Source organism: Pirellulales bacterium, from assembly GCA_036267355.1.
Classification (GTDB): domain Bacteria; phylum Planctomycetota; class Planctomycetia; order Pirellulales; family DATAWG01; genus DATAWG01.
The window spans coordinates 139,359-154,392 of sequence record DATAWG010000099.1 but is presented as its reverse complement, the minus strand read 5'-3'; the positions used below and the strand labels follow the sequence as shown (position 1 = coordinate 154,392).

Annotated in this window: 14 protein-coding genes; 5 read left to right on the top strand and 9 right to left on the bottom strand. The window is 61.1% G+C overall.

Going from position 1 to position 15,034, the window contains the following annotated elements:
• Positions 1-370 precede the first annotated feature (370 nt).
• From VHX65_15955 to VHX65_15945, 3 genes are all read right to left on the bottom strand, one after another.
• The gene (locus VHX65_15955; GenBank protein ID HEX4000047.1) at positions 371-2,326 is read right to left on the bottom strand and encodes an ABC transporter ATP-binding protein; all 1,956 of its coding nucleotides are present in this window, start codon (positions 2,324-2,326) and stop codon (positions 371-373) included.
• A gap of 231 nt (positions 2,327-2,557) precedes the next feature.
• The gene (locus tag VHX65_15950; protein HEX4000046.1) at positions 2,558-4,066 is read right to left on the bottom strand and encodes an ABC transporter permease subunit; all 1,509 of its coding nucleotides are present in this window, start codon (positions 4,064-4,066) and stop codon (positions 2,558-2,560) included.
• Between the two features lie 349 nt (positions 4,067-4,415).
• Positions 4,416-4,703, bottom strand: a complete 288-nt coding sequence (locus tag VHX65_15945; protein HEX4000045.1) for an acylphosphatase — start codon at positions 4,701-4,703, stop codon at positions 4,416-4,418.
• A gap of 316 nt (positions 4,704-5,019) precedes the next feature.
• Here VHX65_15945 and VHX65_15940 point away from each other — a divergent pair, with 316 nt between their 5' ends.
• The 3 genes from VHX65_15940 to VHX65_15930 all read left to right on the top strand — a co-directional run bounded on the left by VHX65_15940 (position 5,020) and on the right by VHX65_15930 (position 9,685).
• Positions 5,020-7,290 (top strand): NPCBM/NEW2 domain-containing protein, encoded by a 2,271-nt coding sequence (locus tag VHX65_15940; GenBank protein ID HEX4000044.1) that lies wholly within the window; start codon positions 5,020-5,022, stop codon positions 7,288-7,290.
• Positions 7,291-7,462: 172 nt separating this feature from the next.
• A complete protein-coding gene (locus VHX65_15935) occupies positions 7,463-8,611 on the top strand; it encodes an NPCBM/NEW2 domain-containing protein (protein HEX4000043.1) in 1,149 nt (382 codons plus the stop codon).
• A gap of 252 nt (positions 8,612-8,863) precedes the next feature.
• The gene (locus VHX65_15930) at positions 8,864-9,685 is read left to right on the top strand and encodes a PEP-CTERM sorting domain-containing protein (protein HEX4000042.1); all 822 of its coding nucleotides are present in this window, start codon (positions 8,864-8,866) and stop codon (positions 9,683-9,685) included.
• Between the two features lie 199 nt (positions 9,686-9,884).
• Here VHX65_15930 and VHX65_15925 read toward each other — a convergent pair whose 3' ends face one another.
• The 3 genes from VHX65_15925 to VHX65_15915 form a co-directional block, all read right to left on the bottom strand.
• Positions 9,885-10,910 (bottom strand): hypothetical protein, encoded by a 1,026-nt coding sequence (locus VHX65_15925; protein HEX4000041.1) that lies wholly within the window; start codon positions 10,908-10,910, stop codon positions 9,885-9,887.
• Between the two features lie 206 nt (positions 10,911-11,116).
• Positions 11,117-11,242, bottom strand: coding sequence for a hypothetical protein (locus tag VHX65_15920; protein ID HEX4000040.1), 126 nt, complete (start codon positions 11,240-11,242; stop codon positions 11,117-11,119).
• Positions 11,243-11,612: 370 nt separating this feature from the next.
• A complete protein-coding gene (locus tag VHX65_15915; protein ID HEX4000039.1) occupies positions 11,613-11,864 on the bottom strand; it encodes a hypothetical protein in 252 nt (83 codons plus the stop codon).
• 197 nt (positions 11,865-12,061) lie between these two features.
• Here VHX65_15915 and VHX65_15910 point away from each other — a divergent pair, with 197 nt between their 5' ends.
• Positions 12,062-12,325, top strand: coding sequence for a hypothetical protein (locus VHX65_15910; GenBank protein ID HEX4000038.1), 264 nt, complete (start codon positions 12,062-12,064; stop codon positions 12,323-12,325).
• 58 nt (positions 12,326-12,383) lie between these two features.
• Positions 12,384-12,665, top strand: coding sequence for a hypothetical protein (locus tag VHX65_15905; GenBank protein ID HEX4000037.1), 282 nt, complete (start codon positions 12,384-12,386; stop codon positions 12,663-12,665).
• A gap of 232 nt (positions 12,666-12,897) precedes the next feature.
• Here VHX65_15905 and VHX65_15900 read toward each other — a convergent pair whose 3' ends face one another.
• From VHX65_15900 to VHX65_15890, 3 genes are all read right to left on the bottom strand, one after another.
• Complete coding sequence (locus VHX65_15900) at positions 12,898-13,248, bottom strand: hypothetical protein (protein ID HEX4000036.1); 351 nt, start codon at positions 13,246-13,248, stop codon at positions 12,898-12,900.
• A gap of 172 nt (positions 13,249-13,420) precedes the next feature.
• Positions 13,421-14,563, bottom strand: coding sequence for an aquaporin (locus VHX65_15895; protein HEX4000035.1), 1,143 nt, complete (start codon positions 14,561-14,563; stop codon positions 13,421-13,423).
• A gap of 31 nt (positions 14,564-14,594) precedes the next feature.
• Positions 14,595-14,909, bottom strand: coding sequence for a metalloregulator ArsR/SmtB family transcription factor (locus tag VHX65_15890; GenBank protein ID HEX4000034.1), 315 nt, complete (start codon positions 14,907-14,909; stop codon positions 14,595-14,597).
• Positions 14,910-15,034: the final 125 nt, after the last annotated feature.

Here is a 15,034-nt window from a genome sequence, read left to right as displayed (position 1 = left end):
GGACGCAGCAGAACGCAGCTCGTTTCTGTTGCCCGCCGAAGAACCCGCCCGACGATCAGTCGTGAAAAAGAGCTGCGTCCCCTGGTATGTCCCCAAAATCCTTTAAATCAATGAAAAAGGACCGTCCCAGCGCTTCTATTGAGGAGTTTGCCCAACCCTCAAATAGGAGATACTGGGATGACCACTCGAACCAAGAAACAGAGACCGACGCGCTCCACAAAGCGGTTCATTTGCAAGCCGGCGGGGCAGAAAGCGGAAAAAACGGTTCCTGACACCTTTTCAGCCCCTTTGAATCGCCGATCGGCGCACCGCCGGAAAATGTGCCTGACCCCCTTGAATCGCCACGTGGCGTCGCCCGCCATTCGAGCCTTCACCACTCCCCGCTTACTTGATTACGAAATTCATTGAACCGCACGTAGTTCAAGTGCCGGTACAGCTCGGATTCCGCGAGCAGATCGATGTGGCTACCGTCGCCGTGCAGCTTTCCCTGGTGGAACAACAGAATCCGTTCCACGGCGCGCAGCGTGGGCAACCGTCGAGCCAAGACGATTACCGTGCGGCCGGCGATCGCTCGGGCGGCGGCGGCAGCCAATTGTTCGCTCATCGCCGCATCGAATTCTTGTTTCCATTCTCCCAGGATGATGATTGCCGGATTCCGCAATACGACGCGCGCCCAGCCCAACAGCATTTGCTCTGCCGGCGCGAGATGAAAGCCATGCGGTCCGATGATCGTATCGAATCCTTGCGGCAACCGCTGAATGAATTCATAGGCATGGGCTTGCCGCGCGGCATCCGCAACTTCGACCGCGGAAATCCGCGCATCGCCGCAGCTCAAATTCTCCGTCACCGTTCCGGTTGCCAAAAAGCGATCGGGCAACAACAGGCTGACCAGCGATCGGACGGACGCCAACGTCGCCCGGCCAATGTCTTTGCCGTCGAACAAAACACGGCCCGCGGTGGGATCGTAGAATCGGGCCAAAAGGCCGGCCATCGCCAGCGGCGTTTCATGATCCGAGGCGAGAATTCCCATACTGCTGCCGCATGGAATCGTCAGTGAAACGTCGTCCAAAAGCCGATGCCCGCGCACGGCGGCCAGCGTAACGCCGGCGAGCGCCAAATCGCGGCTCGGCCGCGTTAGCGGTTTGGCCTCGGGGACTTGCCCCACGGCGGGTTGCCGCTCTAAATAAGCCATGATTTCCGCCGCGGCCGGTTCGGCAGTCGAGAGGGCCGTGGACAATTGCCGCAACGTCCAAATCGGAAATACGGCCGCCAGCAGCGCGCCGCTCATCAACACCGTGCCTGAAAGCGAAAGCCGCGGCGGCTCGTGCAACACATTCCATCCGCAGACCAAAAGGCTCAGTCCCACGCCGGCAAGAATGAACACGATGACGCTTGGCCAAGTGGCTGCCCGGCTCGTGTGCTGGCGAACCGCGGCCGCATGCGCTTGGTTTAATCGCGTTTCGAACGACGGACCGACCTGATCGGCGATCGGCGCAAAATTGGCCAGCAATCGCACCTGCCGCAGATCTTCAACCAGGGTGGCCCGCTGTTGCGCCGCTCGATCGCCCCAATATTTATCGCGCTGCTGAGAGCGAATTCGAAGCGCGTTGAACATCAGCCGGCTCAACGCCGCCAGCAGAATAATCGCGAGCGCCAAGAAAGGATCCACCCACAGCGCGACGATTGCCAACGGCACCAACACTAATACCGCATGCGGCACCGCGCGATACCACGCGACCAATCCGGTGGCGAACGTTTCGATGCGCTCGACGAACAACTCGACGACATTTTGCCGCTGTCCGAGCAGCAAATCGCCCGCCCCAAGCCGCGTCGAATGTTGAAACAGGTCATTTCGCAACCGCCGCACGACATCGAGCGTTGCCGTTTGCGCCCAGCGCTCCAAACCGTAGCGCGATAATCCATACGCCAGCGCCAAACTCCAACCCACGACAATCAACGCCAGCAGGCATTTCGAGTTCGATCGTAGAGCATACCAATGATCGTAGGACCACTCGGCGAACGAACCAAGCATCGTCCCACGCAACCGCCAAACGAGCGGCAGCAGGCCGCGATCGCGATATTCGACTGTCGGGCCGATCTGATCGGGGTTGCCTGCCGCTGCGGGCGCCTCGGCCCGCTCGCCTGGAAATACTTCCAAGCTTCCGCGAGTGACCAGCAAGTCGGCCAATGCCGAGAGCAACATCAACAGCAGGACGAGCATCACCGCCGCGGCAACGCTTGCCGCCGCCAGGCGAAATTTCGCGCCGCTCGATGGAGACGCAAATCGCCGGGTGCGGTGGAACGAGTTCCAGCCAAATTTCTGCATGAAGCAAGCGGAGAAGAGATGTCGGGATCAAGGCCAGCGGTCAACGCAGCGACTCTCTGACATTCTGCTTGGAGACGGCCGCGCAAGCAATCCGGCGACTGCAACTAGCTGGCTTCGGCCCCGTCATCGTAGCAGGCACTCTCCGTGTGCCTTCTGCGCCCCGCGGTGGGTTGCCCACAGAGGATGGCAGACGCCATCCGGCGGCAAGATGTCTTCAACAGGCTGCTCGCATCAGGCCAGATCGCGGTCTTCGAAAAGAGTCAAACCGACGAGCATAGCCACCGTGCTGTAGAGAAGGCAATAGAGGCCGGCCCAAGCAATGTACACCAGCGGGATGGCGGCATCGGTTGCCACAGCCGCTTCGCTCTCGAAATGGTCGAGCACCGGCAACACGGCAGAAAATAATTGACCGGTAAAATTGATAAATCCGTAACTGTCGCTCGCGCTCGACGCCACCAGCATCGGCACCAAGTGCCCGAGCACGTACACCGAGCAACAGATGATCAGCGTCGCCAAGGCCGATAGCCGCGTCGAGATGGCCACGCTCAAGGCGGCCAGCGCGACGGCCTCGAAAAACGCCAGCACCAGCACCGGCACCGACGTGATCATCGCCTGATAACATTCGATCCAGTTCGGCTCGAGCTTCGCCGATTCGCGGGCATCGTAAACCACTTTGTAGGAAACCGTGAGCAGAAACGCCGAGCCCAGGATCAAGAACAGCAGGGCCACCGGCAAGATGATGCCCACGAATTTGCCGATCAAGAATTGTCGCCGGCCGATCGGCTTCGATAGCACGGTCATGGCCGTGCGGCCTTCGAGTTCGCCGGAGACCGATTCACTGGCCGCCCACAGCGCCACGATCACCGAGAGGATCTTGATCAGCGTGACGTCGCTCGATTTGAGCATCTTCACGTCTTCGCCAAACGTATTCCCGGGAATATAGATGACCACCAGCAGGGCAAAGGCTCCGACGACGGCCACGATCTGAAATAGCGGCTGCACTGTCACTTCGCGCGCGGTTGCCAAAGCCACGGCGGCAATTTTCGGCGCCAGCGCCTTGAACAACAGGAACAACAGCACGAGCCCCACCAGGGCCGCTGCCGTTTGCGGCACGGTTTGCACGGCCGGAAATTCCTCGCTCGTCATGCCGGTGAACTGAAGATGGGCCGGCTTGTCGCTCAAGTTGCGAATGCTCATCATCGATTCATCGCTTCGTTCCCCGTAGAAAAGATTGTTTTCGCTGTTGGCGCGCGACCAATCGTAGGGCTCGCCGGCCGTAATCTCGATATGCCCTTGCTGGGCCTGCTTGATGATGCCGAACTGCATCAACGAGATTTTCACATCCTCATCGCTGTCGATGTGCAGCGATTTCAACTCGGCCGGGCGGATGTCGAGCGCCACTCGCTGATCCTGGGCGCCCGGAGCAATCGTTTCCGCGAGGGCGATTTTCCCGGAGTGCGGCAGCCGTGTGATCGAGCGGATCAAATCTTTGACCGGCACCACGGGCGAAGCCGCCAGCGCGATGACCGCAAGCACACAGGCCACGATCAACACCGGCCGCAAGAAGCCTTCGCGTAAGGCATCATGTAGAAACAGGCCAGACCGACGCGAAACACCCATGGCAATGCCATAACCGATCGCCAGCACAAGCAGGCCAATCGCCGCGCCGACGCCCAACAGCCAAGGGGGCGTCAGCCAGGTGCCGAGCGCTGCGAGCAACATTCCGCCGCCAAGAGTCATTCTATTTCTTATCCTGTTGCGCCGAGCAACGGCAGTCGCGGTCGAGTTCGTGACTACCGAAGTCACGAGCGATTCGCAGACGAGGCCGAGTGCCACGCGGCACACTAGCCCGAAGCGTCAGCGAGGATTGGCCGAGTGCCACACGGCACACTAACCCGAAGCGTCAGCGAGGATTGGCCGAGTGCCACGCGGCACACTAACCCGAAGCGTCAGCGAGGATTGAGGCATCCTCTGCCTCGCGAACGCATCTGGCTAGCTTAGCCTCGCTTACGCATCAGACTAGTGTCTAGAGGCAAAACCTAACTTCTTCTCTACGCACCGGGCGTCGGCAGAGTTTCCTCGGGCGGGGTCAATATCGCACTCCAAACTCGGAAAATTCGCTCGATGCGGTTCCCGGCTCGACCGCAACGGTGCGAATGTTTCCGGCCATCTCCGCTTGAACTTCGGCCAGAAAACGATCCAGTTCCGGGATTTCCCCCTCAACCACCAGCAACACGCGGCCATCGGCAAGGTTCTTCACAAATCCCGCGACTTGGTATTGGCCGGCGATACGTTCGGCCGAAAATCGGAAGCCAACGCCCTGCACACGGCCGCTGTAATGCACCGTTCGGCGTTGTCGTGCGTGGGCACGGTCCATGCTTCTCATCTCCCGAACGCCGCCGATCATCCCTTGCACCACGGCTCCAATGCTAGTATAGCGCTTGGTTCAAAAGCGTTCCAGGGCAGGGAACCTTTCGACCGCATCCCTCGTCTCAGGCGGCAGCAAACGATCGACTGAACAGGCCGCCAGAGCAAGCCTGCGCTTCCGCACCTTGTTGCATCTGGCTTCTCCGAAACCAAGCGCTCGCGAGTCTTGCGATTGCAACAGTGCTGCCGCATAATGGCAACAGACGACCAAATTTCCGATCGGGCGCGGCGGGGAAGCGGAACATGCGCCTGGAAGAGGGAGCCCGATGGCAGCGACGTTCGATCCATATTACAAATGGCTTGGCATTCCGCCCGCCGAGCAGCCGCCGAACTATTATCGGTTGTTGGCGATCAATCCGTTCGAGACGGATCCGGATGTGATCGAAGCGGCTGCCGACCAGCGGATGGTGCATCTGCGATCGTTGCAAACGGGCCAGCACGCCGAACTTACGCAGAAGCTGCTCAATCAGATTTCCACCGCCAAGGTTTGTCTGCTGCGGCCCGACAAGAAAAAGGAATATGACGACCGCTTGCGGGCAAAGCTGGCCAAGGCCGCTCCGCCGCAGGCGCCCCCAGCGGCTCCGCCGGGCGATCTACCGTCGGCGGCTTCGTCGGCCGAGGCTCGCATGGCGGTGCAGGAGCCGGTTGCTGCCGGACCCTTGGATTTTATCGACAATCCCGCGCCGGCGCCAAAGACCGGCGTTTGGGAGCCAGAGCCGCTGCCGCTCAGCCCTCGCGGGTCGTTCAAATCGAGCGCTTCAGGCTATTCATCGCGCAAGACGAAAAAAAGCTCGCAGACGCCGATTTTCGGGATCGTGGCAGCGGTCGTCGTCGTGGGGATCGCGATCGGTGCATATATCGTCGTCACTAGCCAAAGCGCCGGCGACACGAACCAAGCGAATCCGAGCAACTCGGGCACGAACGTCGAAAAGCACCCCGGCGACGAGTTGTTGACCGGTAAGCCGAAAACGCCCCCCCATCCGGCATTGCCAAAAATCCAACCGGCGAATACGCCCAGCAATCCGCACCCGCCTTCGACGCCCGATGTCGCGCCAACGGAGGTGGCCATCCATCCGCCGGTTGCGACGAATCCAGATCCCGACAAACCAGACAAGCCGCGACCGCACAAACAGCCGCCAGAATCACCGAAACTTCCGGAAGCGGCGGCCGAAACCCGAAAACCCATCCCCGACCAAGCGGCACAAGCCAAGGCGCTCGCGCAGGTGCGCGACGTGCTGAAAGACGACTACGCCAAAGCGCTCACGGCCGACGCTCGTCTCGATTTAGTTCGCAGCTTGATCAAGCTGGCCTCCGAGACCAAGGACAACGCCGATCAGCGTTACGTGATGGGCACGCAGGCGATGGATTTGGCCGTCAAAGCCGGCGACGCCGATCTGGCGTTCGAAGCGATCGACGGTTTGGATTCATACTTCGCCGTCGACGGGTGGGATATGAAGGCCCAAGCGATGATCAAGCTTTCGCATCTGGCAAAGTCGACGCCGGAGAAACAATACGTCGCTACCCACGCGTTGTCGATGACCGATAACGCGCTGGCCGCCGATCATTACGATGCCGCGGTCGAAATCGCAAACGTGGCCGCCATGATGGCCGATGCCGTCGGCGAGCCACTGCTGCGCGATCAGGCCCACGAGGCCCGATCGCGAGCTCAGCGGATGCAGAATGTCGCGGAGGATTTTAAAGCCGCGAAGCAGAAGCTCGCCGCGCATCCCGACGATGCCGACGCGAACCTCATCGTCGGCCGGTTTCTATGTTTTCAAAAGGGAGACTGGAAAGCGGGGCTACCATTTCTGTCGCACGGCAGCGATGTGGCGCTGAAAAAGCTTGCCGGAATGGAAGCTGCCGCTCCGGATGCGCCCCCCGATTCTCCCACGGGCGCCGCCGACCGCGCCAAGCTCGGCGACGCATGGTGGAACGCGGCCGAAAAGATCGGCGACAATAAGAGCCCGTTTGTCATCGCAATGTTTGCCCGGGCGAAATACTGGTATCACGAAGCACTGCCCGGCCTGAGCGGGTTGGATTTGAAAAAGGCCGAAAAGCGGTCGAGCGAAGACGCCGGCGTCGAACTCGGCGCCGTGAAAATGGTTTATCTCGACGATCTACCGGAACAAGACGTTTCGGTGGGGCTCGGATCGCTCGGGAAGCAGGGGGCAAGCGGTTTGCCCGAGGGGTCGCCGCAAACAGTTTCGTTCCGCGGCGTGACGGTGAAGCACGCGCTGGCGATGGCCCCGCCGGAAAACGGCAAGGCGACCGTGTCGTTCACGGTCGATCGCAAGTTTCACAACTTTACGGCAGTAGTCGGATTGCAAGACAAGGCGAAGCCGAAATCGGCGATCACTTTCGAAGCCCGCGGCGATGGAAAAATCCTTTGGATCTCGCGTCCGATCCGCGGGGCGGAAGAAAGCCAAGAGTGCAATGTCCCCGTCGGAAACTTCAGAGTGCTGCAGCTCGAGGTACACAGCGCCGGCGACAACGGCGATGCCTGGGCCGTCTGGGTAAATCCGATTTTAAAGCGCTAACTCCCCCGCCCACGAGCCCGCAGCGCCAGCAAGGAATATTCCTAATCCATCCATGCCGCCTCGCGTCCCACTTCTTATTCTGACCCCTGACCCCCGACCCCTGACCCCTGTCCTTCCCCTCGCCCCTCTCTTCCTGCTCGCAGCACTCTGCTCCGCCGCCGCGGCTGCCGACTTGCCCACCGCCGTTCCCGTAGATGGCGCTCCGTTCGAAGCTCGCCTCCGCACGGTCGATGCCGATTGGCGGCTCACTTTCGCCGGCCCCGCCGCCACGGCCGCGCCAAAGCAAATGCCGGCTGCCGATTTGTGCTGGTGGGGACGCTGGGCCGAGCCGCATGGCCAAACGCAAGTCTTGCTGGTCGATGGCTCGCTCATCGTTGCCGACATCGCCGATATCGACAAGCAGCGGGCTCTGTTGGATTGGTCGTCCGGCGGCAGCGTCAAATTGCCGCTGGAAATTATCGCCGGAATCGTGTTTCATCCGCCGGCCGATCCGCAAAGCGGCGATGCACTGCTGGCCAAACTGCCGACCGCCGGCGCCGGGGGCGATCGATTGCTGTTGGTCAACGGCGACGCAATCAGCGGCGAACTTCTTTCGCTGACCGACGACGTGGTTCGCATTCGCACTGCCGCCGGCGAACTCAAAGTGCGCACCGCCAAGATCGCTGCCCTTGCGATGAATTCCGCGCTGGCCGCCAAACCGCATCCGACCAGCGCTCGCGCTTGGCTCGGCTTGTCCGATGGCTCCCGGCTCCTGGTGTCGGCGACGACGTTCGACGACGTCAAAGCCCATGTGTCATTGGCGTCCGCGCCGGCAAACGCTCCACCGCTGGAACTCTCGGCCGACGACATTTGTGCGCTCCAGCCGTTGGGCGGCCGCTGCGTCTATCTCTCGGACCTGAAGCCCGCGAGCTACCAATATATCCCGCTGTTGGATCTGAAATGGCCATGGCATGCCGACCGCAATGTGCTCGGCACGCAGCTTCGCGCCGGCGGGCAGCTTTTTTTGAAGGGCCTGGGGATGCACAGTGCATCGCGGCTGACGTATGTGCTCGACAAGCCATTTCGCGAATTCGCGGCTGAAACGGCGATCGACGACCAAACCGCCGGCCACGGCAGCGCCCTTTTCCGCGTTTACACCGACGACGGCAGCGGCCATTGGACGCTCAAATACGACGGCCCCATCGTCCGCGGCGGCACAGCCTCGCAATCGATCAAGGTCGATCTGGCGGGCGCCAAACGCCTGAGCCTGTTGGTCGATTTCGCCGACCAAGGCGATATCCAAGCCCACGCCGATTGGCTCAACGCGCGGCTGCTGAAATGAGGCTTGCCTTGATGCCGACTGAATTCACGATGCCGCTATCAGCGAAGACACCCCTGCAAAGGTGCTTGGTTGACAGTGGTTGGCGCGGCTGCGTAAACTAGGCGCAAGTTGATGTCGCCTGCGCATTGCATTCGATCGCCTCGGGGGATCGCGATTCTGCGTGGGATGAGTCACGCCGGCCTGTGGAACTCGCACGGGGAATGCGAGGCACGGGCTATTGTGTTTTTCTTCAACACTAAGATTTGGCATCCGATGAAACTGCATCATGCAATTGCGGTGGCGGCTGGTTTGCTGGCCTTCGCATTCGTGGCCGACCGTGCTTCGGCAAGCACGATCGTGGCCGATTGGACGCTCTCGAACGACGCCACCGGATATTCTGGCGGCTCGACCGCCTCGGGCATGCCGCTCGATAGCGTCGGCGGCCATAATTTCGAGACCCCATACAGCGGCGCCAATCCGGCCCCGGGAGGTCCCCTTGGCGGCCCGAGCTCGACCAGCTCGGATTGGAGCGCTACCGGCGGATTTTATGGCACGCAGTCGGGCGCCACGACGCTGCCCAACGACAACTTTTCCGTCGAAGTACACGCGGCCCTCACCAGTTATGCGCAGGGCATTCTGTTTTCGTCCGACGGCGGTCGCGGTGGAGATCTGCAGATCGGCGAAGATGCCAGCGGTGATTGGGTGGCTTATTTCAGCTACGACGGGAACAATTTCACTTCCGGAACTTCCGGAGGGTATTCGGGCGTTCTTATCGGCTCCGCTCCGGTCGCTCTCGACACCGACTACGATCTAAAGGTGGACGATATCGGCGGCGTCTTCTCGTTCTTTGTCAACGGCGTGGAGGCCGGCACGGGCGTCACCCCAACCGGCACATTCGGCGGCTTTAATGCGATTCATCTTGCGGTCGCCCCCGGCGGCGGCGGACCGAACTACGACGGCCTCGCAAGCGATCTGACGATCACCAGCGGCGTAACCGCCGTGCCCGAGCCAGCGTCGCTCGCGCTGTTTGGCCTAGGTGCAATCGGCCTGCTCGCGGTCGTGCGACGTAGGCGCGGTGTATCCTCCCACGCGTGAGCCACGCGCGGACGTCGCAGCCGGATAGCGGAGGCGACTCTTCTTGACGGGAAAACGGGCCAGAAGGTCAGAACTAGTTCTCACCCCGATAATCTGGGGCTCGTAATTAGTTCTGACCCCGTTTTCTGCCCCTGAGCCTGTTACCGCCCGTCTGTGGGCGGGCAACGGTCGGTTCGCCACTCGGCATGTCGGCTATTCACTAACGGCGGTGCGTTTTAGTCGAATTTGGTGGCTGTCCCATTTTGCTCTCCACATTTTTCTCTCGCCCGTCGCGGTGTGTAAAGGCGAGACCGGCGAAAAAAAGTGCGGCGCCGGCGATGGCCGGGGCGAGGTGGCTGGGATCGGTGTAGCCGATGATCGGATGGATTCCGATCGCCGTGCCCCAGCCGGCGATGCCGCCGATCAAAAGGGCTTGCCATAGCGACCGCGAAACGCCGCCATGCCACACGCATGAGAAGAGCAAAAGCCCCGCGGTCGCCACGCCGCCGCCGAAGCCGGCCCGATCGTGGGCGATCAGCGGAATCAGTCGCGGGTTGATCAGGTCGAGCCGCTGGCGAGTCAGGCCGATAAACGCCAGATCGGTGGACACGAACACGCGTGTCATCCCGATGTATTGGATCGTGAAGCCCGCCCCGATCATTCCACACGCGGTCGCGAGCAAACACACGATCCCGAAGCCGCGACACGATCGCCAGTTCAATCCGCTCGGCAAGCGGAACAAGCTTCGCCATGAGGCGTCGGCTCCGTTGGCGGAAGACTGCGCTTTCACGATTCGCCGCGAGAGCCACAAGCCGGCGACGAAGCAGGGAAGCAGGCCAAGCGTGGCGGCGCCATGCCAGGTGTCGAAATAGCCGTAGCCGAGATACGTCAAAAAGCTGCCGAAGCCGACGACGCCGCTTAGCAAGAACGTCCACCAAGCCCACGCGGCCCCGGCCTTCAGCGGAAACTCGGCCAGCCACAAATACAGTGCCGCGATCGCGATCAGCGAGCCGCCGAAGCTGACCCGGTCGTGGAACATGAAATGGACGATGCGGCACTCGCGGATATTGCACAGATCTTCCGCGGCCATTCGCAAAAACTCCGTGTCCTGCGGCAAGAACTGGCCGGTCGCCGATTGAAACAGGGCGAAACCGCCCGACAGGCCGAGGCACAGCCCGGTGAAGATGAAGAGCGGCCGTCCGTCGCCGACAAGCGTTTGCAAAAATCCACGCGATTCTGGCTGCATTTGCACGCGCGGCGCGGCGCCGGGGTGATTGGCACGTGGAACGATTCGCAGGCTACGGTGGTAACCGAAATGCCGCCGGTTCTGTCACCAAAAACGATCGCGCCGGCAACGGATTCAAAAGCCGCGGCAGACCTGGGCGGCGGCACGGCTGTTGCGCGATGCGCCAGTATCGCGAAAAATGCGAAGCAAGAATAGCCAGCGCTCGGCTAGTGTGAGCGTGATCGGCGAGCTTCGCGGGCGGCCTTGCGGCCGCAGATCAGGATGTCGCTGGCCAGCCCGCACACGACCAAAAACACGATGCTGATGACGGGTTGAATCCAGAGCTCGGCCATGACGATCCCGATCGAGTGAGAGATGTTGCAGTGCGGTGGTTTGTCGGTGTACGTCGCGCGGCAAGCGTGAGAGCCCGTTGCGCCAGCAAGGATGGATATCGGTCTCCTTGCCAAGGGAACGGGCTCGGAAGGCGTTGCACTTGTGCGTTCCCTTTCGATCTTCGGACGCTAGCACCTCCCCGCTGAAGACGCCTGCGAACCGCGTGCGCCGGCGGAGGAATGCGGCAACTGACCGCAGACGGCAATGCTTGCCGCACCCGTACAGCCGGCTGCCATAGAAGCTTCGGGGCGAAGCGGATGGGGTAGTGGACGCTGTTCGCGAAGAGCGCCATCCCAGGCGTTGTTAATCAGCGCATGTATACACCGAATTTTATTCAGAAATTCGGCTGGCGAGCTTTGCGCCACGATAGCGAACGGTGGCCATTTCAAGCCGGGCGCGGGCATCTGCGGCCCATGCTTCGAGATGGGCGATCCATTCCAACGCCTTCTTCTCATGCACCGCGAGTTCCAACTCGGGCGAATTGCTCTTGGCGACGCTCATCTGCCGAATTTGATACGAAATATCGAGAATTCTGAGCGCAAGCTGATCCAACTGCTCGGCATTGTAGGGCTTAAGCGTCATGGCTGCGAAGCTCCGCGTGACGGATTTGAATCGCCCCGTCCACGCCATCCGCTTGAGTTTACCAAGGCCGGAGCAGATTGTCCATAAAGCTCAGAATAATGTCCAAAATAATGTTCAAAAATCTGTTTGAAAAATGGCCGGCAAATAGTGTACATAGTTACATTAGTCCGTTCGCATTCCAGCCGGAGAAAACCATCATGTCGAATCCTTCAAAGCCACAATCGCCTCTTCCCGGTCCCCGCCACGCCGACGGCCGCGCAGGCTGCATCGTTTCCCAGGCGAATTTTCTGCCCGAAGATTTTCCGCTCCCCGACGGCGAGGCAGAAACCGAGTGGGACGACGATGCGGATGAGTCGCTCGATCCGCTGGACGATTCCGGACTGGAAATTGATGAGGAGCCCGAGCCCGACGACGGAGATTTCTGGATCGATCCGGACGAGTCGGAAGACGGCTGGAATTGAGCCGCTTTTCCGCCGTTTGAACGAACCTTCTTCCCGCGAAAATCGGAGGCGCTCGGCCATGATCTCTCAGGGAATCGTCGATGAAATCGTCCGCCTGCTTGCCGAAGGTCGGCTTTCGCAACGCACGATTTCGCGCGCCGTCGGCGTGAGCCGGGGAACGATCGGGGCGATCGCCAAAGGGCATCGCCCGAGAATTCGCCGCACGGAAGATCGTTGGGGCGATCCGCATCGGCCATTGGGGCCGCCGCGGCGCTGCGCCGGATGCGGCGGCCTGGTGTTCATGCCCTGCCTGCTGTGCCGGGTGCGTACAATAAGAGCGGGCGAGTCGGCCGGCGATTGATCGAGCGGCAAAGCAAGTGGCTTCTCGAGCCCGCAGCGCTAGCCCGGATTATTCATAGTGCCAGGAATTCGCGACACGCTGCGAAATAGTAGCCCGAAGCGTTAGAGAGGGTAAGCGTCGGTGGCTCCCTCGCTTACGCTTCGGGCTAGTGTGGCGCCATGAATAATCCGGGCCAGCCAGGAACGTACGAGGGCCCAATTCCTTGCTAGCGCCGCGGGCTCCCGGAGCTTTCCTAACGGCTCGGCTGCGGATAGGGGGGCACCTGTTGGGGCACCGGAGCCGGCGTGTAAACCGGGGCCGGCTGGGCGTACACCGGCGCTGGCCCCGCGTAAACCGGGGCAGGAGCCGGGGCGTAGGCCGGCGGCGGCGGAGCGTAGTACGGATAGTACGGGTAATAGGGGTAATAGCCGTAGGGCGGATAATAATAGGGACGGTAATAGCCGGGATAGCCGCCCCAGTAGGGACCCGGGATTCCGATGCCAATACCAACGCCGACGCGGACCCCGCCCGCCCGAACGGGCGTCGCCGAGAGCGACGCCAGCAACATTCCGATTGCGGCAACAAAAGCAAACTTCCGTGTCATTTCACTCTCTCCTCGGAGCCAAAAGCGCATCGGCCACCCGGCTGATAGCGGCCGGATTATAGCCAGTCGCGTCAAACGGCCCAACATTAGATTATCGGCTGTTCCGGCCGCAGATGGCCCGACAGACGCGGCGGCACGCTTGCGTCTGCGCCTGAGGTCATCGTGCCGCCGCTTATGCCATTTCGTTAGCCGGTATACTCGGGCATTGCGAATGCCCGCAATCCGATTTTCGCAGATCGAAAATCAGCTTATTGACCTTACCGGCGATTAAATCGCGGATCGTGCGAAATTGCTCGGGCGACAGCTCATTGGGATTGGGGATCTTCCAGTCCTCGCGCCGCATCGCTTTCAAATTCGGACAAGCGTCGCCGCAACCCATCGTGACGGCGACATCAAACGGCAGATCTGGCAGATCGGCAAGCGATTTGGAGTGGTGCGTCGAAAGGTCGTAGCCAAGCTCGTTCATCGCGGCGATGGCCTTCGGACTAACCTGGCCCGACGGCCGCGATCCCGCGCTAAATGCCTCCACGCCGCCGAGCATTCGTGCGAAGGCTTCGGCCATTTGGCTACGATTGGAATTTTCGATGCAGACAAACACGACGCGTTGCATTGAGCCACCCTGATTGGCGGATCTGACGGAAGATTTTGCAAAGTCGGAGCCGGCCGCATTGCGTTCGTCGGCGCTCCCTACGCAGTAAAATGCCACGACGGCGAGCAGCGCGCCAAGCGGCGGCGCGGTGAGATACACCCACAAATCCTTGATAGAACCACCCACGATCGCCGGCGCGAGCGAACGGGCCGGGTTCATCGATGCCCCGGAAATCGGTCCACCGAAGAGAGCCTCAAATGCGATGACGCCGCCGACCGCAACGCCCGCCAGCAATCCCTTTTCCTTCGGGCCCGAAGAGACGCGAAGAATCACGAACATCAACAGAGCCGTCAGCAGCAATTCCAGAAAAAAACTTTGCCACACCGACCCGGCGGGAAGTGTCGCGCCGAGGTCTCCCGCACCGAACATCGCCCGCAACGACGCGCTCGCGACCAATGCGCCGCTCACTTGGCTGAGAATATAAGCAGCAACCGCCCGGCCCGGTAGCCGCCGAGCGAACCAGAATCCGAGAGTCACGGCCGGGTTGAGATGGGCGCCGGAAATGTCGCCGACGGCGTAAATCATCGCCATCACCACCAGGCCAAACGTCAAGGCGACGCCGACATGAGTCACCTGCCCGCCCGTCCGTTCGTCGACGACAACCGCGCCCGTGCCGGCGAAAACAAGCGCGAATGTGCCGATTGCCTCCGCTGCGTGGATTTTCATGCGCTGAGGCAAATCGAATGGAGAAAAAAATTCATGGGCAACGGCTTCCGCGCGCGGCCAAGCGCCGGGCGGCATCGGTCCGCTCGGGCACGTCTTCGAAACAACAGCTCAGGCAATCCAACAACTTGGCGTGGAAGGAGGTCTTCGCCGGCGCCAGGCAGTAATAGCTCCAGAGGCCTTCCTTGCGGCATCGAACCAGCCCCGCCCGACGTAGATAGGCCAGATGTCGCGAGGCCTTTGGCTGCGGCACGCGGAGCGTGTCGACCAAATCGCAAACGCAACGTTCGCCGCCGCGAAGCAAAGACAGCATGCGCAATCGGGTTCGGTCCGAGCACGCTCGGAACATGAGATCGACGTCGCTGGCGGGGCGGATCTTCATATTCGTGTACGCAAATATATTCGCCGGGCTTGTGGCATGTCAATAGTTGCATTTGGGCGTGGCCGATTAGCGAGGTATTAGTTTCTGATGAG

Coding starts and splice junctions, on each gene's coding strand:
- VHX65_15890 (HEX4000034.1), bottom strand. CDS start 14,909: ATGTTCCGAGCGTGCTCGGACCGAACCCGATTGCGCATGCTGTCTTTG.
- VHX65_15905 (HEX4000037.1), top strand. CDS start 12,384: ATGATCTCTCAGGGAATCGTCGATGAAATCGTCCGCCTGCTTGCCGAA.
- VHX65_15910 (HEX4000038.1), top strand. CDS start 12,062: ATGTCGAATCCTTCAAAGCCACAATCGCCTCTTCCCGGTCCCCGCCAC.
- VHX65_15915 (HEX4000039.1), bottom strand. CDS start 11,864: ATGACGCTTAAGCCCTACAATGCCGAGCAGTTGGATCAGCTTGCGCTC.
- VHX65_15920 (HEX4000040.1), bottom strand. CDS start 11,242: ATGGCCGAGCTCTGGATTCAACCCGTCATCAGCATCGTGTTTTTGGTC.
- VHX65_15955 (HEX4000047.1), bottom strand. CDS start 2,326: ATGCAGAAATTTGGCTGGAACTCGTTCCACCGCACCCGGCGATTTGCG.
- VHX65_15945 (HEX4000045.1), bottom strand. CDS start 4,703: ATGGACCGTGCCCACGCACGACAACGCCGAACGGTGCATTACAGCGGC.
- VHX65_15930 (HEX4000042.1), top strand. CDS start 8,864: ATGAAACTGCATCATGCAATTGCGGTGGCGGCTGGTTTGCTGGCCTTC.
- VHX65_15895 (HEX4000035.1), bottom strand. CDS start 14,563: ATGAAAATCCACGCAGCGGAGGCAATCGGCACATTCGCGCTTGTTTTC.
- VHX65_15900 (HEX4000036.1), bottom strand. CDS start 13,248: ATGACACGGAAGTTTGCTTTTGTTGCCGCAATCGGAATGTTGCTGGCG.
- VHX65_15950 (HEX4000046.1), bottom strand. CDS start 4,066: ATGACTCTTGGCGGCGGAATGTTGCTCGCAGCGCTCGGCACCTGGCTG.
- VHX65_15940 (HEX4000044.1), top strand. CDS start 5,020: ATGGCAGCGACGTTCGATCCATATTACAAATGGCTTGGCATTCCGCCC.
- VHX65_15925 (HEX4000041.1), bottom strand. CDS start 10,910: ATGCAGCCAGAATCGCGTGGATTTTTGCAAACGCTTGTCGGCGACGGA.